General features: G+C 70.1%; 18 protein-coding genes. 11 read left to right on the forward strand and 7 right to left on the reverse strand.

Annotation, left to right across the window (positions count from 1 at the left end; all coding sequences use genetic code 11):
• The first annotated feature begins 812 nt into the window (after positions 1-812).
• On the forward strand, positions 813-2501 hold the full coding sequence (locus J7E96_RS24840) for a class I adenylate-forming enzyme family protein (protein WP_308296122.1): 1689 nt from the start codon (positions 813-815) through the stop codon (positions 2499-2501).
• A gap of 93 nt (positions 2502-2594) precedes the next feature.
• Here the strand turns inward: J7E96_RS24840 and J7E96_RS24845 are convergent, their stop codons facing one another.
• Entirely contained in the window at positions 2595-3173 is a 579-nt protein-coding gene (locus tag J7E96_RS24845) for an HD family hydrolase (RefSeq protein WP_215133981.1), read from the reverse strand.
• A 16-nt stretch (positions 3174-3189) separates the two neighbouring features.
• Positions 3190-4290 (reverse strand): DNA-binding transcriptional regulator, encoded by a 1101-nt coding sequence (locus J7E96_RS24850; RefSeq protein WP_215133983.1) that lies wholly within the window; start codon positions 4288-4290, stop codon positions 3190-3192.
• A gap of 173 nt (positions 4291-4463) precedes the next feature.
• On the opposite strand from J7E96_RS24850, the gene J7E96_RS24855 reads away from it, so the two are divergent.
• The 6 genes from J7E96_RS24855 (at position 4464) to J7E96_RS24880 (ending at position 9348) form a co-directional block, all read left to right on the forward strand.
• The gene (locus J7E96_RS24855; protein ID WP_251070388.1) at positions 4464-4772 is read left to right on the forward strand and encodes a hypothetical protein; all 309 of its coding nucleotides are present in this window, start codon (positions 4464-4466) and stop codon (positions 4770-4772) included.
• A gap of 29 nt (positions 4773-4801) precedes the next feature.
• A complete protein-coding gene (locus J7E96_RS24860) occupies positions 4802-6001 on the forward strand; it encodes a hypothetical protein (protein ID WP_215133985.1) in 1200 nt (399 codons plus the stop codon).
• Positions 5998-6891 (forward strand): NAD(P)-binding domain-containing protein, encoded by an 894-nt coding sequence (locus J7E96_RS24865; RefSeq protein ID WP_215133987.1) that lies wholly within the window; start codon positions 5998-6000, stop codon positions 6889-6891. Before J7E96_RS24860 ends, J7E96_RS24865 begins: the two co-directional genes overlap by 4 nt.
• Positions 6888-8018 (forward strand): hypothetical protein, encoded by a 1131-nt coding sequence (locus J7E96_RS24870; RefSeq protein ID WP_308296123.1) that lies wholly within the window; start codon positions 6888-6890, stop codon positions 8016-8018. Before J7E96_RS24865 ends, J7E96_RS24870 begins: the two co-directional genes overlap by 4 nt.
• A gap of 133 nt (positions 8019-8151) precedes the next feature.
• The gene (locus J7E96_RS24875) at positions 8152-8586 is read left to right on the forward strand and encodes a hypothetical protein (RefSeq protein WP_215133989.1); all 435 of its coding nucleotides are present in this window, start codon (positions 8152-8154) and stop codon (positions 8584-8586) included.
• Positions 8587-8706: 120 nt separating this feature from the next.
• Positions 8707-9348 carry a bifunctional 2-polyprenyl-6-hydroxyphenol methylase/3-demethylubiquinol 3-O-methyltransferase UbiG gene (locus J7E96_RS24880; protein ID WP_215133990.1) on the forward strand — a complete coding sequence of 214 codons (642 nt, stop codon included), beginning with the start codon at positions 8707-8709 and terminating at the stop codon, positions 9346-9348.
• Here the strand turns inward: J7E96_RS24880 and J7E96_RS24885 are convergent.
• Positions 9345-10697 (reverse strand): M6 family metalloprotease domain-containing protein, encoded by a 1353-nt coding sequence (locus tag J7E96_RS24885; RefSeq protein ID WP_215133992.1) that lies wholly within the window; start codon positions 10695-10697, stop codon positions 9345-9347. The two genes, J7E96_RS24880 and J7E96_RS24885, sit on opposite strands and share 4 nt — an antisense overlap.
• A gap of 236 nt (positions 10698-10933) precedes the next feature.
• On the opposite strand from J7E96_RS24885, the gene J7E96_RS24890 reads away from it, so the two are divergent.
• Both J7E96_RS24890 and J7E96_RS24895 read left to right on the forward strand, forming a co-directional pair.
• Complete coding sequence (locus J7E96_RS24890; RefSeq protein WP_308296124.1) at positions 10934-11605, forward strand: TetR/AcrR family transcriptional regulator; 672 nt, start codon at positions 10934-10936, stop codon at positions 11603-11605.
• A 64-nt stretch (positions 11606-11669) separates the two neighbouring features.
• A complete protein-coding gene (locus J7E96_RS24895) occupies positions 11670-13199 on the forward strand; it encodes an MFS transporter (RefSeq protein ID WP_215133994.1) in 1530 nt (509 codons plus the stop codon).
• A 32-nt stretch (positions 13200-13231) separates the two neighbouring features.
• On the opposite strand, the gene J7E96_RS24900 is transcribed toward J7E96_RS24895, so the two are convergent.
• Positions 13232-13723, reverse strand: a complete 492-nt coding sequence (locus J7E96_RS24900) for a MarR family winged helix-turn-helix transcriptional regulator (RefSeq protein WP_215133996.1) — start codon at positions 13721-13723, stop codon at positions 13232-13234.
• 104 nt (positions 13724-13827) lie between these two features.
• On the opposite strand from J7E96_RS24900, the gene J7E96_RS24905 reads away from it, so the two are divergent.
• A complete protein-coding gene (locus J7E96_RS24905) occupies positions 13828-14589 on the forward strand; it encodes a dioxygenase (protein ID WP_215134249.1) in 762 nt (253 codons plus the stop codon).
• Between the two features lie 16 nt (positions 14590-14605).
• Here the strand turns inward: J7E96_RS24905 and J7E96_RS24910 are convergent, their stop codons facing one another.
• Together J7E96_RS24910 and J7E96_RS24915 are read right to left on the reverse strand one after the other, a co-directional pair.
• The gene (locus tag J7E96_RS24910; protein ID WP_215133998.1) at positions 14606-15652 is read right to left on the reverse strand and encodes a questin oxidase family protein; all 1047 of its coding nucleotides are present in this window, start codon (positions 15650-15652) and stop codon (positions 14606-14608) included.
• A 49-nt stretch (positions 15653-15701) separates the two neighbouring features.
• Complete coding sequence (locus J7E96_RS24915; protein ID WP_215134000.1) at positions 15702-16241, reverse strand: GNAT family N-acetyltransferase; 540 nt, start codon at positions 16239-16241, stop codon at positions 15702-15704.
• A gap of 172 nt (positions 16242-16413) precedes the next feature.
• On the opposite strand from J7E96_RS24915, the gene J7E96_RS24920 reads away from it, so the two are divergent.
• On the forward strand, positions 16414-17412 hold the full coding sequence (locus tag J7E96_RS24920) for an RNA polymerase sigma factor RpoD/SigA (protein WP_215134002.1): 999 nt from the start codon (positions 16414-16416) through the stop codon (positions 17410-17412).
• Positions 17413-17507: 95 nt separating this feature from the next.
• On the opposite strand, the gene J7E96_RS24925 is transcribed toward J7E96_RS24920, so the two are convergent.
• Positions 17508-18485, reverse strand: a complete 978-nt coding sequence (locus J7E96_RS24925; protein ID WP_215134004.1) for a YafY family protein — start codon at positions 18483-18485, stop codon at positions 17508-17510.
• Positions 18486-18517 lie beyond the last annotated feature (32 nt).

The raw sequence follows: 18517 nt of genomic DNA on the forward strand, positions 1-18517 counted from the left end.
GCGTCGCTGCGCGATGACCCTCCGGGCCACCCTTGACACCCACCCCTCCACCGCTGGTTCTTTACGGGGGGCGGCCCCCGGGGGCGGGCCCCGGCGCAGGCCCGTCTGCTGGCTCAACTTTCCGGCCGGACGGCGGGTGTGTGGGTGGGGCGCACCAGCTCCAGGGGGCGGCTCGGCCCCAGACTCGGCGAGTGCGGCAACGGCCGTTGGCGCGACACCCCCATTCCCACGCACACGCGCACCCACGACGGCGGCCGGTGAGCCGCCGGGTCGACCTGCGGACTCATGGGCTGCGGGTGGAGCGCGACAGTTCAATGGGGCGACTCGGGTGAGTGTGGCGCCCACCCCGACCGGTGACCGGTCGAACCTCAAGCACGTTGCCGGTGTGAGTGGGTGGTGAGGCAACGAAGAGGGGACCAACGCATGCCCGTGCGGGTCGAAAGGCTCCCATGACGGCCGTAAGCGATACGGCCGAGACCAATGGGACTGGAGAGGCGATGAGATTCATCATGTGGCGAGTTCGTCGCACTCCCAGGCCCCCAGCGGGCCGATGAAGCGACCGAACCCCAGGTCGCCGATCCGCTTGCGGCCCCGATATCGGTGGCGGGTTTGAGGACGCGCCCGTGGGGCGCCCGGGGGCTGGGGGTTGCCCCTGCGCGGCGGAACCGCACATGTCACTGCTGGGGCGACGGGGCGGGTAGGGAGAGCCGAGCCCCGCGCGGCAGAAAGATGGTCGATACATCGATCTTGACGCGAAGTGGCGCGCGGCATAGCGTCCGGAGGACTGAGCAAGCGCTTGGAGAGGTCCGTCCGTGCCGAACAATGATCCGCTGCGCGCCGCCGAAGCCGCGCTGACCGCCCCCGGGGCGCCCTTCGAAGTCGTGCGCGCGGAGGACGGCAGTCCGATGTACGCCGGCGGGCCCCGGACGCTGCGGGAGTTCGTCGAGGCGACCTGGGCGTACGGAGACCGGCCGTTCCTGGTCGCGGAGAGCGGGACGTACACGTACGGCGAGTTCTTCGCGGCGGCGTCCGCGCTGGCCCGGCGGTTCGCCGGCGAGTACGGCCTCGCGCCGGGGGACCGCGCCGTCATCGCCATGCGGAACCATCCCGAGTGGCAAGTGGCCTTCTGGGCCGCCCAGTTGGCGGGAATCGTCGCCGTGCCGCTGAACGCCTGGTGGACCGAGGCGGAGTTCACGTACGCCCTCGACGACTGCGCACCGCGCGTGCTGCTCGTCGACGGCGAGCGGCTGCCGAGAGTGGAGCCGTGGCTCGCGGCGCAGACCGAGCGGCGGCCCCACGTCGTCGTCTTCCACGGGGACGCGGGGGAGTGGGGCGAGGAGTACGAGGGGATCCGGGCGGCCGACCCGCTGCTCGGGCCGCCCGACATCGACGTACGGGCCGAGGACGACGCCACCATCATCTACACGTCCGGGACCACCGGGCGGCCCAAGGGCGCCGTCGCCACCCACCTCGCCCAGGCCGGCGCCGCCACCCACCCCCGGTTCCACGCCGCGCTGTCCGCGCTCGGGCGCGGGCAGATCCCGGGGCAGGGGCCGACGCCCGTATCGCTCATGACGTTTCCGTTCTTCCACGTCGCCGCCTTCACCGCGCTGTACGCCGCCATGGCGGCCGGCGGCACTCTCGTCCTCATGCGCAAGTGGGAGGCCGGGCGCGCGCTCGCGCTGATCCGCGAGCACAAGGTCACGCACTACGCCGGCGTGCCGGCCACCGCCCTCCAGCTGCTGGACGCGGCGGAAGCGGCCGGGGACGGGCTGGACAGCCTCGCGATGCTCAACACCGGTGGCGCCGCCGCCCCGGCCGGCCTCGTCGAGCGGCTCACCGACCGGCACGGCGAGCGCATCGAGCCGCGCAACGGCTACGGGCTCACCGAGACCAGCGGCGGCGTCATGGCCAACTTCGGCGCGGCCTACCGCGCGTACCCCGGCAGTGTCGGCCGGCCCGCACCGGGCACCGAAGTACGCGTCGCCGGCCCGGAAGGGCAGGCACTGCCCGACGGCGAGGTCGGCGAGCTGTGGTTGCGCGGGCAGTCGCTCGTCAGGGGGTACTGGAACGACCCCGAAGCGACCGCGCAGGCCTTCGCCGCCGGTGGATGGTTCAGGACCGGGGACCTCGCGACCGTGCGCGACGGGCGCGTCAGCATCGTCGATCGCATCAAGGACATGGTCATTCGTGGCGGCGAGAACGTGTACTGCGTCGAGGTCGAGAGCGTGCTGCACGATCACCCGGACGTGCTCGACGCGGCCGTGCTCGGCGTTCCGCACCCCGTTCTGGGCGAGGAAGTCGCCGCGGTCGTGCAGCTCCGGCCCGGCGCCACGGCCGGTGCGGACGAGCTTCGCGCGCATGTCGCCAAGAACCTCGCCGCGTTCAAGGTGCCTGCCCACGTGCTCGTACGGGAGGAACCGCTGCCGCGTAACGCCACCGGCAAGATCCTCAAGAGGGAGCTGCGCACCACCACGGACCGCCTCGTCAGCGGCGGGTGACTACGCGGCTGGAGTTCTGGCCCGCCCGCACCCCCAGGCGGGAACTGCGGGCGGCTGAGATCAACGGAAGGTCAACGGAAGGTCAACGGAAGGTCAACGGAGATAGGTCTTCTGCCACTCCACCGACGACATACTGAGCGCGGCCTCGGCGAGAGCCTGCGCCGACGCGGTCTTGAGGGAATTCAAGCTCGTGTCGATCCAGTTCTGTACATTGGCGTAGCCCTGCTCGCGATACTCAACAGCCTGGATCAGGCACTCCAGCTTGTCGGCGTCGTGGGCCACGACTACCTCCAGGCTGCTGCCGTTCTCGTACTCCTCGACTACACGCTGCACGCCGCCCCGCACCGCCGGGTGCGCGGCCGAGACCTGGTCTGCGGTGACCTTCTCGTTCGTCGCGGCTTCGAGGTAGCGCCGGCCGATGTGGGGAATGTCGCCCACCCGGGTTTCCTGCGTGTCATGGAACAGGCACATCAGCGCCACCTTGGCGGGGTCGGCGCCCTCCATCATCGCCAGCACCGCACCGACGACGCCCACGCGGAAGCTGTGCTCGGCGATCGTCTCCGGGTCCTTCACACCGGCGATCCACCAGCCGGACCGCTTGGCCCTCTTGAGCATCCCCAGTTCCAGCAGATACCCCGTGGTGCCCTTCGCGTCGGTCGTCTCGTCCGCCATGTGGTGCCCTCCGGTCTCAGTGGTGCCGTTCACGCAGAACGTAATGGATGGTGACGAGTTCACGCCTGGACCTTGTGGAGATACCGCCTCCGTCGAGGAATTGGCCGGTACGCTTCTCCAACTCGCACACCAGAGGGCCAGACGCCTGCGGCAGCCACGGGTACGCTGTGAGCAGGGCCCACAGCGAATGCACGTACAGGTCGACATATCCCGGCGCCTGGTGGAGGCCGTGAACGAGGCCGCGCAGGAGAGTGATCGGATCCCATCCGGACAGGTTCCGGTCCCGCATGAACCGGTCGTCGGCCTGCGCAACGGGGAGCGCTCCGAGCCAGTACGCCCAGTAGTTGAGGTTCGCCGCCTCGCCGTCGTCGTCATCGGCCATGGAACGTTCGATGAAGTCGAGGAGCGGCTGGGGGTCACCGAGCCGCGCCAGGGCCGCGGCCGTCGAGCGCGCCTCTGCCCAGTGTGGCGTCCAGCCCCGTGCGGCGAGGACTCCGCGCCGGGCGTGCAGGGCTTGCACCGTCCACGACACGGCCTCGGTGCTGCGGTCGTACGAGGTCAGATAGAGGGCCTGTCGGTGCAGCAGTATGCCCCGCTCGCCCTGCCGGGTGGCCGACTCGGCGGTGTCCCGAAGCCGGTCGAAGAACATCATGCGGTCCTGCGCGCCCAGAAGTGGGGCGGGGGCAACGGGCCCTCGCCGAGCAGCGGGTACCCGGCCGTCGAGCGCGGGGGGTGTCGTCCCGTTGATTGCCCAGGCGAGCATGTGCGCGGTGTCCCGGGTGTGCACCCAGCCCGCGAGCGGATGCAGCCCTTCGGGCTCCGCCGGCTCAATGCATGCGCTGATGATCCGGTCCGCGTCCATCGCCGCGTCCAGTAATCCCACGATCGCCGGATCCGCGCCCAGCGCGGGTAGCCGCCGACGCAGGTCCAGCAGGGCCCCTGCCTTCATGTTCGCCAGCGCGCGGCGCCCGGACTCCCAGCCTTGCACGGTCCCCAGGTCCACGCCCAGCGCCTCCGCCATGCCGACCTGCGTGTGCGGGACACTCTCGCGTGCCATGCGCAGCACAAACCCCGCGATGACGCCTGCGCGTCTGCGGGCGGACGGTCTGGTGTTCATGACGCTCGCTCCCCGATCGCGCTCCGTATCGAAACACGTACCCCCGGTCAGTTCTACCGCATCCGTGGCGACCGTACGTTCATCACGCGGAATCAACCAGGCCCCGTAAAGGCGCGTTGAGTTGACGCCGCTGCCGCCCTCGGGCGGCACCCCCTCGGAGAGGAGAGACGCCGATGCCCGACTCCATGCCGCCGCCCCCGTCCTGGCCGAGCCCTGACCTCCTCGAACGTGCCGAATCCGGCTGGGAGCGCTTCCAAGGCCGAGGAGCCGGAGCAGAGATGTATCCAATCGACTCGTTCGGGCATGAGCGTCACCCGTTCCTTCACCGTCAGGTCCGCGACATCGCATCGCGCGGTGAGGGCGAACTGACCGCTGTCGTCCACGAGGAGCACGGCAAGCGCGTCACCCGCGTCGCCTACGTCAAGGCAGCGAACGGCATCGAGTGGTCCACGGCGGCCGACAACATCCAGGCCGTGCGCTAGCACGCTCCCTCCCCCTCGAGGAGAATTCTGTGAGCGACACCTTGCGTATCCCGGCCACCGGCACAAAGCCGACCACGGGAGAAATCTTCGGGCACGCCTGCGAGCAGATCCACCGCGCAGCGTCCGAGTTGTGGCCGGCTGTCCCGGTAGTACTGGGCGAGCACGTCCCCAGCGTGACCGGGTACGTCCACCGCATTCGCGTCGGGGACCGGGAGTTATACGCGAAGCACTCCATGCTCGGCGCGTCTCTGGTGTCTGTGCTTCGCGGAACGTACGGGAACTGGGACGTGGTCGCGGAGCGCCAAGACGCGTACGTGGCTGATCCCGCCTCCCTCCTTGTCCGTGAGACGGCGCAGCTCAAGTTCCTCTCGGAGGCCGGGCAGCCCCTGGCCTGCGTGGTGGCGGGTCTGCGTCGGGGTGTGCTGTTCACCGAGCCGGTTGTCGGCCCGACGCTCGCGGCGCTGATACTGGCCGCGCCGGGAGACACGGGCGACCTGTTGATCCAGACGTGGGGCGAACTTCGGCCCCTTCACCGGGGCGGCTCCCCGGCGAAAGCGGGGGTAATCGAAGAGCGGTCGATCGCGGGCACCTTCCGGCGGAAGTTCAACGGTCTGAGCGGCAAGACCTACATCGAGCGCCTCGGCGAGGACCGGCTGCCCGCCGATGTGGCGGCCGAAGTCGTCGCACTCGTTCAGGCTGTCCAGGCCCGGCTGCGTCGTCTCTTGTCGATGGCCGCGCCGCTGGAGCGCAGGGTCGTGTTTGGGGACCTCAAGCCCGAGCACGTCATTTACCCCGACGGGTCCAGCCGGCGGCCGGTATTCATCGACCCGGGCCTGATGCAGGCGCGGGCATCGGTGGATGCTGCCAAGCTCATCAGCCGGACCGTTCTCGCGCTGGCGGCAGAGGCGAATCCGGATGCTGCCCCGGGTATCGCCTTTGGCCTCCAGAACTTCACCCGATATCTCGTCAGCGACCTGGACAGGCCTGCGAGGGAAGCGGCGCTGCGGGAGCTGCTGGCCCTGTGGTGCATGGACACCGTCAACATCATGACCACGTACATCTCGGCGCCCCAGGCGCTTCCGCTGCCCCGGCAGGGACTGGCCCTGATCCACGCGGCGGGGGCAGTCCTGCGGATGGTCAACGACATCAGTCAGGGCCTCACCACTCGATCGAACGTCTCGACGGTCTGGGAGTGTGCGCTGAATACGGTGAGCGGAGCGGCAACGTGATCGCCGTGGGACTCGTCGGAGCGGGAGCGGTCGGCCAGAGCATCGGGACCGCGCTGGCGGCTTCGGGCCTGTGCTCGCGGCTGCTGTTGACCTCTCGCACGCAGGACCAGGCCCGCGCTCTCGCCGACGACCTTGACGACCTGGTGTCTGCCACCGGCGCCCGCGCGCGGACCGGCACCTGCAACGTGATGGGGCTGAGGGACGTCGACGCCATCGTGATCGCCGTGCGCGCCCGCTTTACCAACACACACAGCACCGATGTCCGCATGGCCGGGTCAGCGGCCAATGCCCCCACCGTCCGCGGCCTGGCCCACATGCTGCGGGGCTACGAAGGCACCGTGTTCATGGTGACCAATCCGGTCGACCTGATGACCAGGCTGTTCAACGAGGAGTCCGGGTGCACACGGGTCTTCGGGATCGGCTCGAACCTCGACTCGGCCCGCTACCGGATCGCCGTTGCCCGGCTGCTCGACGTCCCGCGGGAGGCGGTACACGGGCATGTCATCGGCGAGCACGGGGACGCCGCGGTGATCTGCGCATCGTCGACCACCGTCAACGAAGAACCCATTTCCGTCCCTCTGTCAGAGGTACGGGCCGAACTCATTTCCCGTCCCGGACGGATCAATGCGGGGATCGGCCGTACACGCTGTGGACCGGCCGGAGCCGTGCTCTCTGCCCTTGCCCTGGCTCTCGGACACCGGGACGGCACTACCGAACTGTCCACCGCGCATGACGGGATCTGGCACGGAATTCCGTTGCGCTTCACCGCCGGCCAGCCCATACCGTGCTTGCCCCGGCTCGACCCCACCGAGGCCCAGCTGCTGGATGCGGCCCGGTCGAAGCTGCACTCCGCCTACGCGAACATCACTCCGCCCGAGAGGACATCGTGAGCGCACTCGCCACACGCATCCAGGCTGCCGACGCGGCCGTGACCGTCATCAGCGACACCTCCTCCATCACGCAGTGGGCCACCCGCTACTTCGGCGACTGGTGGAACGCCACCGCCGTGGAGCCCACGACCCTCTGCGCGGGCCCGGTCGTGCTGGCCGACGTCGACCCCGGGCAGTACGCCGCGCTCGGCCGGACGGTCACCGAGGGCAAGCACGAGGAGACCGTCTACGCAAAGGCCCCGCTGCTCGTCGCCGAGGACCAGCACGGCACGATCCGCGCGTTCTCCCCGCCCGACCAGCTCGCCTACGTCTCCGAGCCCCACACCGGCTGCCTCACTATCTTCGGCACCGACGTTGAGAGCGTCGCAGTTGCTGCCTCCCGCCTTGCCCGGGAAGTTGTCCGCGGCCTTCTGCTGCGGGACGGCTGGACGCTGTTGCACGCTTCCGCCGTCGTGATCGACGGAAACGCCATCCTCAGTTTCGGCTCCAAAGGTGCCGGGAAGTCCACCACGGCCGTTCTCCTGGCCCGGAAGTCCGGCGCGGGCCTGCTGGCCAACGACCGCATCTTCGTCCGCCCCGACGGCTCCGGTCGCGTCCAGGTTCTTCCGTGGCCGTCGGCTGCCGCGCTGGGTCTGGGCCTGCTGGACGCGCTGGGCATGTACGACGTCGTTCGCGAACGCCTTCAGGCCGGGGAGAAGTTGCACCCGACCCAGGACCGGCGGGTGACGGAGGCTCTGCTGGAGGACCGCCGTGAACCGCTGTGGTCCCCGAACGGCAAGGAGCTGAAAGTCCAGCTCTTCCCGGATCAGTTCCCGGACTGGTTCGGCATGGACCTCGCGCCCAGAGGCCGGGCTTCCCTGCTGCTGTTCCCCGCGATCTTCCCGGACGCCGAACCGCAGCTCGTCGACGAGGAGCGCGGCCTGGCCGAACACGACTTCATGAGCGGGGAGACGGAGGACCGTTACCCCGACGTTTTCCGCCTCATCCGGGTCGACGGCGGGGGCCGTGCCGAGGACCGCGAACGCGTCGCCGGCCTTCTCACCGAACTCCCCCACCAAAACGTGGTGCTCGGCCACGACAGCGAGGCCGCCGCCGAATTCCTCGCCAAGGTCACCACCACGGCGTGACCCGCACACTCCGCCCGGGACAACCCTGGACAGGTCGAGCCGGGCGGCAGCCGGAGCCGGGGACCACATCAGCACAAGGCCCCCGGCTCCGATCGGAACCACCAACCCATCCGTACAACAATCGGAGGGCACCGTGGCAACACCGACCATCAGCCGTAAACCGCGCGACTACGTGACGCCGGAGGTCTGGGAGCGGGAGATCGCGCTCCTGGTCCGCGACCATCACACGTGGGACACGGTCATGGCCGAGCGCGTCTTCGGCCAGGCCATCGCCTACCTCATCACCGCTATGCAGAGCGGCACGCCGGGTCTCGGCTGCGGCGAGCTGGTCGACGAGGGCGTGCACCAGCTCATCCTCGACACCAGGATCTACCGCGAGTTTTGCCAGGAGCACTACGGGCAGTTCCTCGACCACATCCCGTTCATCGAGCGCAAGGCCGACGGGTCCGTGATGCGGACGGCCGAGGCTATCGAGGCGTTCGGCTTCGAGATCGACCGCCCGCTGTGGGAGAAGGACGCGGCCAACTGCACGCCGTGCTCTTCGAAGACGCAGAGCGGATGCCACTGATCGCACAACTGATCGCACATGAAGGGGACCGGTGCCTCCGGGCACCGGTCCCCGGCGGTTCCCGGGGTGAAGCAGTACGGAAACCCGGTGATCAAGTCCCTGTGTCGGTAGCGTCGCGACATGACTCTTGAGCACTACTGGGACCGCTACGCGGAGAGCCCGATCTCCGTCGAGGAGTCCCTGGATCGCCGGTTCGGCTGGACGCAGTACGACAACCACGGCCCGGCGGAGGAGCTGCTGGGGCAGCCCGAAAGCGCTCTAGAACTCGGCTGTGGGCCTGGCGACCACACCGCCTATCTCGCCCGCAAGGGCATCCGGGCCACCGGCGTGGACCTCTCGCCCGTACAGATCGAGCACGCTGACAAGCGATGGCCCCAGGACGGGGCCGAATTCGTGTGCTCCGACGTCCTCACCTTTCTCGCCGGCACGGGCGAGAAGTTCGATGCGATCTTCTCCAACTGGGGCGCCCTGTGGTTCATGGACCCCCGCACGTGGCTGGCGCCGGTACGTGAGCACCTCACCGACAAGGGCGTCCTGGTCTTCTCCTGTGCCCCGCCGGTCGACGGCTGCTACGGCGCGCAAGGAATGTACGGCAACGGCTTCCGGGGCCGGGTCCTCGACGTGCAGCGGTGGGCCTACTCACCGGAGATGTGGGAGGGCATCCTGCGCAACGCCGGATTCCTGGAGGTCTTCGCGAAGGTCGTCGAAGCCCCCGAACCGAAGAACCTCGGCACGCTGCTCGTACAGGCCCTGGTCGTCTAGCGGCGGGTGACGCGCACCCGGAAGTTGCCGCGCTCGTCCTCCCCCGTCACCGAGATCCGGATCCCGTACTGCCGGTCCTTGAAGGTCTCGCCCTCCCCGAACGGCGCGTCCGACAGCTCCGCGTGCACATTGGGCCGCCGCGTGCAGCCCCCGCTGTCGCGCTCGCTGTCGGCGACGGTCACCGGACCGTGGCCGGTGTCGACATCGGCGTCGACGCGGTAGATCAGGACGCCCGGCTTGCAGACGGCCTCGTCGTTGCCGGCCCAGGTGCGCACCTCCACGGCGTACCCCGTCCTGTCCGTCAGCGGTATGAACACCAGCTTCACCGGGCTGTCCTCGCTGCCCTCGCCGCCCTCACTGCCCGCGTCGGCCTCGCCGCTCCCGCCGCGCGAGGCGAGCGGCGCGAGGAGGTGCTCGCTGGTGCCGTGCTCGGACGCGCAGCGGATCTGCGCGCTGTCGAGCCAGCCCAGCTTCCACTTGTGCCAGCCGAGCAGATCGTTGTTGGCCCCCCAGTCCTCGGACATGATGTCCCAGTGCCCGACCGCGCCTCCGCCGTCCACGGTGTAGAGGTCCGGCAGCCCGAAGACATGGCCGTTCTCGTGCGGCAGCACGCGAAAGCCCGTTTCGCCGTACGATCCCGATCCGTCGTCCTGGCGGCTGTAGACGAACGACGTGTTGGCGAGCGGGACGCCGTCCGCGCGCGGCGCGTCGTCGTTGCCGGAGAAGGTGACGGACAGGACGGTTTCCAGGGCCGAGGGCCCGGCGTTGGGCGTGACCAGCACGTTGATGAGGTCGTACGAGCGGAAGTCCACCCGGTCGTCGGTCGCGGCGATGATGTCCTCGACGAGGCTGCGGTAGCCGGGTTCGTACGGTGAGCCGCGGTCGATCCCGTACTCCGCGAAGGGCATCGGCATCCGCACCCAGTCGGTGAACGGCGTGACCGGCCGATAGCGCAGACGCCCGTACGAGCTCGTCGTGAACCACTTCGTCGTCTGCGGGAAGAACTCCTCGAACCGGTCGCGCGCCGGGCGCCGCCCCGGCGCGTCCGAGAAGTCGATCATGAGGGTGAGGGCGCGTACGTCGCCCGTGGAGCGCGCGAAGCCGGGCGGCGTCGGTAGGCCCTCCGACATCTGTACGCCCATGGCGCCCGCGATCCGGCACGGCTCAAGGGCGGCTTCGTCGGCCACCGAAACGGCCTGGTCGGCGGTGGCCACCGGGCCGGCCGACGCCCTGGAACGGTTGTTGAGCGGGGATCCGTCGGAGGTCACGGCGGTGAGCGCGAGGCCGGTGAGGGCGGCGACGCTGACTATGTGGCGGGGCTTGCGTATCCGGGGGCGGGTCCGCTGCATACGTTCGCCTTCGGGTCCGCGGCAGCCGGCCGTCCCAGACTGCTCTCGTGCGATCACCCTGTGCCGGGGGCCGTCCGGCCGCCCGCTGGGTGACCCGATCGTGCGAATTTCCGGGCCCGGCTGTGTTCTGGATCACATGTGCGACTTCGGGAAATAACCGGGGACACTCTCCCCGTTTGCAGGAGTGCCGACCGAAGCGGGGACTCGATCCCCGGTTACGTACGAAAGGAAGCGCCGTGGCCACCGTCACCCGCACCGAAACCGATCGGCCCGGAACCGACCGGCGCCGGACGCCGCGCCCGCGGGCCGACGCGCTGCGCAACCGGGAACGGATCGTCGCGGCCGCGCGCGAGATGTTCGTCGAGTCCGGCCCCGAGGTGCCGCTCGACGAGATCGCCCGCCGCGCGGGCGTCGGCAACGCGACGCTCTACCGGCACTTCCCGGACCGTAACGAACTCATCCACCACGTGGTCGTCTCCGTCATGGCCCGCACCACGGACCAGGCACGGGCGGCGACCGACGAAGAGGCCGACGCGTTCGACGCGCTGCGGCGCTTCGTCCACGCGGCCGCCGACGAGCGCATCGGCGCGCTGTGCCCGATGCTCGCCGACGGCTTCGACAAGGACCATCCGGAACTGCTCGCCGAGCGCGAGCGCCTCGAAGAGGCCATCGGTGGCCTCATGGCGCGCGCACGGCAGTGCGGACGGCTCCGCGACGACGTCGCAGTCGGTGACCTGCTCGTCGCCCTCTCCCAGCTCACCCGGCCGCTGCCGGGCAATGCCTGCATGAACTTCGACCAGTTCGTGCACCGGCACCTGCAACTCTTCCTCGACGGCCTGGAGGCACCGGCGCGCTCCGTTCTCCCCGGCTCTCCCGCGACCTTTGAGGACCTGCGCCGGGAGTCGTAACCCCTCCTCCGCCGACGTAGTTACGTACCTTTTCGCCTCTTCGCACCCCTAGGTGGATACCTCCATGCCAAAAACACCCGACACGGCCGCCCTCCCTGATCCCAATCGCTGGAAAGCGCTGGTCTTCATCGCCCTCGCCCAGCTGATGGTGGTGCTCGACGCGACGATCGTGAACATCGCGCTGCCGTCGGCCCAGCAGGACCTGGGAATCTCGGACGCCAACCGCCAGTGGGTCATCACCGCGTACGCCCTGGCCTTCGGCGGCCTGCTGCTCTTCGGCGGCCGCATCGCCGACATCTGGGGCCGCAAGCGCACCTTCGTCGTCGGCCTGCTCGGCTTCGCGGCGGCCTCCGCGCTGGGCGGCGCGGCCACCAACGAGGCGATGATGCTCGGCTCACGCGCCCTCCAGGGCGCCTTCGGCGCGCTGCTCGCACCCGCCGCGCTCTCCCTCCTCGCGGTGACGTTCACCGACGTACGCGAGCGGGCCAAGGCCTTCGGCATCTTCGGCGCGATCGCGGGCGGTGGCGGCGCGGTCGGCCTGATCCTGGGCGGCTTCCTCACCGAGTACCTGAACTGGCGCTGGACCTTCTTCGTCAACATCCCCTTCGCGATCGTCGCGGCAGCGGGCGCGTACTTCGTGATCCGCGAGCCGGCCGGCGGCCGCAACCGCTCGCCGCTCGACATCCCGGGCGTGGTCCTCTCCACCCTCGGCCTGGTCGCGCTCGTGTACGGCTTCACTCGCGCCGAGTCGGACGGCTGGGCGGCGGGCGCGACGGTCGGCCTGTTCATCGCTTCGGCGGTGCTGCTGCTCGCCTTCGTGTTCGTCGAGTCGAAGGTCAAGTCCCCGCTGCTGCCGCTGCGCGTCCTGATGGAGCGCAACCGCGGCGGTGTCTACCTGTCGCTCGGTCTCGCCGTCATCTCGATGTTCGGCCTCTTCCTCTTCCTCACGTACTACCTCCAGATCGTGAAGGGCTACTCGCCCGTCATGACCGGCTTCGCCTTCCTGCCGATGATCGCGGGCATGATCACGGGCTCGACCCAGATCGGCGCGCGCCTGATGACGCGGGTCGCGCCCCGCTACCTGATGGGCCCCGGCTTCCTGGTCGCGGCGCTCGGCATGCTGCTGCTGACGCAGCTGGAGATCGGTTCGTCGTACGCCGGTCTGATCCTGCCCGCGCAGCTGCTGCTGGGCCTGGGCATGGGTACGGCGTTCATGCCGGCCATGTCGCTGGCGACGCACGGCATCGAGCCGCGCGACGCGGGCGTGGCCTCGGCCATGGTCAATACGTCGCAGCAGGTGGGCGGCGCGATCGGCACGGCGCTGCTGAACACCATTGCGGCGAGCGCCACCACGGCGTACATCGCCTCGCACGCCGCCGGCGCCACCAACGAGCAGCTGCTCCAGGCCCAGGCGATGGTGCACGGCTACGCGAGTGCCATCTGGTGGGCGGTGGGCATCCTGCTCGTCTCGGCGACGATCGCGCTGACGCTGATCAACACCGGCCGTCCGGGGACGACGAAGATCGCGGGCTCGGGTACGGGTACGGGTGCGGATGCGGAGGCCGAGTTGAAGATCCCCGTCATCGCGCACTGACGTACGTACAAGCCACCTGCCCTGGTTCTGCCTCAGCGGAGCCAGGGCAGGTCCGCGTCCGTGTCCTTCGGTTGCAGCCCCTCCGCCATGACCTGCATGATCTCGCCGAGCTGCCGCACCTGCTCGGGGGTGAGCCGGTCGAACATCGCCTGGCGGACGGTGGCGACATGGCCGGGCGCGGTCTCCTTCAGCACCGCGTACCCCTCGTCCGTCAGTACGGCGTTCTGCCCGCGCCGGTCGGACGGGCAGTCCTCGCGGCGCACCCAGCCGTTGCGCTCCAGGCGGGCGACGGCGTGCGAGAGCCGGGAGCGGGTGATCTTCGCGATGCGGGCCAGCTCGGTCATCCTCAGCTGCCGCCCCGGCGCCTGGGAGAGCTGCACGAGCAGGCCGTAGTAGACGTGCGGCATCCCGGCGTCGCGCTGAAGCTGGCGGTCGAGGTGGTCCTCCAGAAGCGTGGTTGCCTGGAGGTATGCACGCCAAGTGCGCTGTTCCTGTTCGCTGAGCCAGCGGGGTCCCGTCGTCATGCGACCACTCTACGACTTACTTCTTGAAACTTAAACTAGATGGAGTTATGGTCCCTGTAGACCACAGCTTGAAACTTCAAGGAGGTTCGCCGGCCATGGAGCCTATGCCCGCCCTCTACCTGAGCCACGGCGCCCCGCCGCTGGCCGACGACCCCGTCTGGCCCGGCCAGCTGGCGGCCTGGTCCGCCGAGCTGCCGCGCCCCCGCGCGATCCTGATGATCTCCGCCCACTGGGAGGAGGCCCCGCTCGCGCTCGGCGCCACTGAGGCGAGGCCGCTGGTCTACGACTTCTGGGGCTTCCCCGAGCACTACTACCGCGTCGAGTACGCCGCGCCCGGCGCGCCCGAACTCGCGGATTCCGTACGGAAGTTGCTGAGCGGCGCGGGTACGCCCGTCCAGGACTTCCCGGACCGTGGGCTCGACCACGGGGCGTACGTCCCGCTCGTCGAGATGTTCCCGGCGGCCGACATCCCCGTACTCCAGATCTCCATGCCCACCCTCGACCCGCGGAAGCTGATGGACATCGGGCGCAAGCTCGCGCCGCTGCGTGACGTGGGCGTGCTGATCGTCGGCAGCGGCTTCTTCACCCACAACCTGGCCGCTCTGCGGCACCAGGGCGGGGGAGTGCCCGGCTGGTCGGCGGAGTTCGACGCGTGGGGAGGTGAGGCGCTGGCGGCGGCGGACGTGGACGCGCTGCTCGACTTCGAGCACAAGTCCCCGGCCGGCCGGCTCGCCCACCCGCGCACCGAGCACTTCGCGCCGCTGTTCGTGACGCTGGGCGCGTCGATGGGCGAACTGGGCACGCAGCGCAGTGTCATCGACGGCTTCTGGATGGGCCTGGCGAAGCGTTCGCTGCAATTCGGCTGACGCCGGTGCCGGGCCGTCAGACCAGCGGCTCGCTGAGCTCGATGGCGCGCAGCGCGGCCGCGAGCGCCTGCTCGTCGCCCAGGTCGAGCGCGGTGTCGGTCAGCTTGATGACGTGCTCGTCGCCGTGCGCCGTCGCGCGCTCGTCGAAGACCTCCTCCGGGGTGATGGAGCCGGGCGAGGCGTACGGCACGGGTGCGTCCGGGGCGTACATCGAGGTGACCGCGGCGGACGCCGTCCAGGCGGCGTGCAGGCTCGGTGCCCACAGGGCGCGGGGGAGTGCGGGCAGGGTGCGCAGGACGGCGTTCGGGGCGGTCGCCGCGTGGACCAGCATGGTTGCGTCGCCGTGGCCGTGCGTGGCGTACCTGTGCGTGGCCGCCCGTACGAGCTCCGCCAGCTTCTGCCGCGCCTCGTCCGGGTCCATCGGCGCCTGGGACCCCTCCCAGACGGGGAGCCGGGTGACCCGCGGCAGGCGGTCCGGGAAACCTCCTTGCCGTACGTCGATGGGCGGCACGGCGTCGAGCGCTTCGGCGGCGGTGCGCGCGCCGGGGAGCGCGGCGGGCGGCCGGACGGGGAGGTGTCGGGCGGCCCAGTAGCCGAGGCCGTGGGCGAGCTCGGTGCGGCGGGGGGCGCTCTTGCCGTCCTCGCCGCTCTCGCCGTTCTCGCTGTCGGCCAGCAGTGTGCGTACCGCGTGGCCCACGCGGATCGCGGGATGCGCGGCGCCGCCGTAAATGCCGGGCAGCAGGCGGGGCCACCAGGTGGCGAGCACTTCGCGCCACGGCTGCTCCTCCACAAGGCGTGTGAAGTAGGCGATCCAGTCGGCGGCGCGGCGCGGATCGCCGAGCGCGGCCTGCCAGTTGCTGTCGCTCACCGGCGTGTGGAGGGCGGGGAAGTCTTCCAGCCTGTCGGCGTACAGATCCAGCCATCGGTGGACGGATCCGGCCTGGCCGTGCACGGCGAGCGATTCGACGGCCATCGGGGCGTGATTGGTGAGCCGGCCGAGGCGTTCGGGGCCGTGGGTGTGGAGGCGTTCGAGTGCTTCGTCGAGGGTGCCTGTCGTGTCCATGCGGTGGAGGCTATGTGCGGGGTGGGGTGCGGCGTAACGGGCGCTGGACCTAGGCCGGGGAGTAGGTCTTCCCCACCCCGCGCTCGTACCACGCCACATCCCAGTAGCGGCCGAACTTCCGGCCGACCTCCCGGTAGGTACCGACATGCCGGAAGCCGAACCGGGCATGCAGCCGCGCGGACGCTTCGTTCGGCAGCGCGATGCCGGCATACGCGCGGTGAACGTCCTCGCCCTCCAGCGCCTCGAACAGCGCCTCGTACAGCAGCGTCCCGACCCCCCGCCCCCCGGCATCGGGCGCACAGTAGACGCTCACCTCTACCGAGGTGCCGTACGCGGCCTTCGGCCGGAACGGACTGCTCGTCGCGTAACCCAGAACGCGCCCGGAGCCCACCTCGCGAGCAACCAGTAGCCGGTGCGGGCCGTCTTCAGGGTGAGAGCGCAACCACGGGCGGCGCTGCCCGGCGGTGAATCCGGCGGTGTCGAACGTGATCGCCGTCTCACGGACGTAGTGGTTGTAGATGTCCGTGAGGGCGCTGAGGTCGGCCTCGGTACCCGCGCTGACCTGCACCTCTGAGCGCTGCTGCGGCATACGTCTCCCCTCGGCGGCCGACAGGATACTGCAAGATCACGAAAATGAATGCACGCCATGGGAATTCTGTCCGGATTCCAGTCGTTGTTTCCATCGGAGGCGGGGCACCCGAAGGGAGTCCCGCAGCCAACCGACCGCGCAACCGCGACCTACTTACGCAAGGGAGCACCGCATGGCAACCCGTGCCGTCGCCCGTCGTCAGACCGCCACCGGCGGGTCCGGCGGGGTACGCAGCGTTCGCGCCGTAGGCGGGGAGATCGCCGACCGCGACCTGGTCGGCATGTACCTCGACGAGATCGCACGGACGCCGCTGCTCGACGCCGCAAAGGAAGTCGACCTCTCACAGATCATCGAGGCGGGCGTGTACGCCCAGCAGATCCTCGACAAAGAGGTGGAGAGCGAGGCGGGCGGTGCCTCCCGGGAAGAGCTGGAAGCGCTGGTCGCCGAGGGCGAGCGCGCCAAGGACCTGTTCATCCGTTCCAACCTCCGCCTCGTCGTCGCTGTCGCGCGCCGCTATCCGCGCAGTGGCCTCCCCCTGCTCGACCTGATCCAGGAGGGGAACGCGGGCCTGGTGCGCGCGGTCGAGAAGTTCGACTACGCGAAGGGCTTCAAGTTCTCGACGTACGCGACCTGGTGGATCCGCCAGGCCATCACCCGGTCCATAGCCGACCAGTCCCGCACCATCCGGCTCCCCGTCCACCTGGTGGAGGAGCTGGGCCGCATCCGGCGCGTGCAGCGCGAGTTCAACCGCATGCACGGGCGCGACCCGGAGCACGCGGAGATCGCGGCCGAGCTGGACGCCAAGACGGCGCGCATCAGCGACGTCCTGGAGTGGGCGCGTGACCCGGTCTCGCTCAACATGCCGGTCGACGACGCGGGCGAGACCCAGTTCGGCGACCTGCTGGAGGACACCTCGGCGGTGTCGCCCGAGCAGTCGGTGATGTCGCTGCTGCGCAGCGAGGAGCTGGAGGATCTCATCGGCCACCTCGACGAGCGCACGGCCTCGATCATCCGCATGCGGTACGGCATTGAGGACGGCCGCGAGCGGACCCTGACCGAGGTCGGCAAGCAGCACGGCCTGACCCGCGAGCGGATCCGGCAGATCGAGAAGCACGCACTGCTGGAGCTGAAGCGCCTCGCCCGCGACACGGGCTTCGAATCGGCGGCATAAACGCCACCGGGCGAAGCAGGTGTCGCCCCAGAGCCGAGCCCCGGCGCCCTCCCCCCCGGCGCCGGGGCGCGCCCCATCCCTCATCCCTCCGTCCCTCATCCGCTGTCGCGGGTCGCACGGCTGATCCGTCCGCCGAGCCCGGCCAGATAGTCGACGAGCTCCGGCGGCTGGGACACGGTGAACTCGCAGTCGACCAGGGCGAGTCGGATCCCCAGCCACTCCATCGAGTCGGTGGAGGTGACATCGAGCCTGCAGCGCCTGTCGTCGCCCGCCACCGGCTCCGGTGTGCCGAGCGAGCCCGGCAGCCGGGCCGCCACGAACTCGGCGGGCGCGTCGAACGTCGCCACCACCCGGTACCGCGCCTGCGAGCGGTTCAACGACTGCCGGATGAACTCGGCGGCGTTCCCGCTCGGCAGCCCCCGCGGGGTGAAGCGCGCCCCCGTGGCGAACGGTTCACTGACCCGGTCGACCCGGAACGTACGCCACGCCTCACGGTCCACGTCGTACGCGACGAGATACCAGCGCCGCCCCGTGCTGACCAGCCGGTGCGGCTCGACGAGACGCCTGGACTCGGACCCGTCCCCCGAGCGGTAACCGAACCGCAGCCGCTCCTGCCCGGTCGCCGCGCCCGCGATCACGGTGAGCGTACGAGGATCGATCGTCGCGCCGTCGCCGCTGGTCAGCGGGATGGTGGCGGCCTGGAGCGTGGACACCTGCCGGCGCAGCCTGGACGGCAGCACCTGCTCAAGCTTCGCCAGCGCCCGTACGGACGCCTCCTCGATGCCCTCGACCGCGTGGCCCGCGCCGGCCCGCAGCCCCACCGCGATGGCGACGGCCTCCTCGTCGTCGAGCACCAGCGGCGGCATGGCCTTGCCCGCGACGAGCCGGTAGCCGCCGTCCGCGCCCATCGTCGCCTGTACCGGATAGCCGAGCTCGCGCAGCCGGTCGATGTCGCGCCGCACGGTGCGGCGACTGACGCCCAGCCGCTCGGAGAGTTCGCTGCCGGGCCATTCGCGGGGCGTCTGGAGGAGCGAGAGCAGTTGCAGCAGCCGGGCCGGTGTGTCGGTCGTCATGTTTTCAGGATGCTTCCCCATTAGGACAAAAA

Source organism: Streptomyces sp. ISL-96, assembly GCF_018614035.1.
Lineage (GTDB): Bacteria > Actinomycetota > Actinomycetes > Streptomycetales > Streptomycetaceae > Streptomyces.

What these genes read in the sequence shown, in the direction of transcription:
- J7E96_RS24845 (WP_215133981.1), bottom strand. Translation starts at nt 3,173, where the DNA reads ATGGCGGACGAGACGACCGACGCGAAGGGCACCACGGGGTATCTGCTG.
- J7E96_RS24850 (WP_215133983.1), bottom strand. Translation starts at nt 4,290, where the DNA reads ATGAACACCAGACCGTCCGCCCGCAGACGCGCAGGCGTCATCGCGGGG.
- J7E96_RS24855 (WP_251070388.1), top strand. Translation starts at nt 4,464, where the DNA reads ATGCCCGACTCCATGCCGCCGCCCCCGTCCTGGCCGAGCCCTGACCTC.
- J7E96_RS24880 (WP_215133990.1), top strand. Translation starts at nt 8,707, where the DNA reads ATGACTCTTGAGCACTACTGGGACCGCTACGCGGAGAGCCCGATCTCC.
- J7E96_RS24885 (WP_215133992.1), bottom strand. Translation starts at nt 10,697, where the DNA reads ATGCAGCGGACCCGCCCCCGGATACGCAAGCCCCGCCACATAGTCAGC.
- J7E96_RS24895 (WP_215133994.1), top strand. Translation starts at nt 11,670, where the DNA reads ATGCCAAAAACACCCGACACGGCCGCCCTCCCTGATCCCAATCGCTGG.
- J7E96_RS24900 (WP_215133996.1), bottom strand. Translation starts at nt 13,723, where the DNA reads ATGACGACGGGACCCCGCTGGCTCAGCGAACAGGAACAGCGCACTTGG.
- J7E96_RS24905 (WP_215134249.1), top strand. Translation starts at nt 13,828, where the DNA reads ATGCCCGCCCTCTACCTGAGCCACGGCGCCCCGCCGCTGGCCGACGAC.
- J7E96_RS24910 (WP_215133998.1), bottom strand. Translation starts at nt 15,652, where the DNA reads ATGGACACGACAGGCACCCTCGACGAAGCACTCGAACGCCTCCACACC.
- J7E96_RS24915 (WP_215134000.1), bottom strand. Translation starts at nt 16,241, where the DNA reads ATGCCGCAGCAGCGCTCAGAGGTGCAGGTCAGCGCGGGTACCGAGGCC.
- J7E96_RS24920 (WP_215134002.1), top strand. Translation starts at nt 16,414, where the DNA reads ATGGCAACCCGTGCCGTCGCCCGTCGTCAGACCGCCACCGGCGGGTCC.
- J7E96_RS24925 (WP_215134004.1), bottom strand. Translation starts at nt 18,485, where the DNA reads ATGACGACCGACACACCGGCCCGGCTGCTGCAACTGCTCTCGCTCCTC.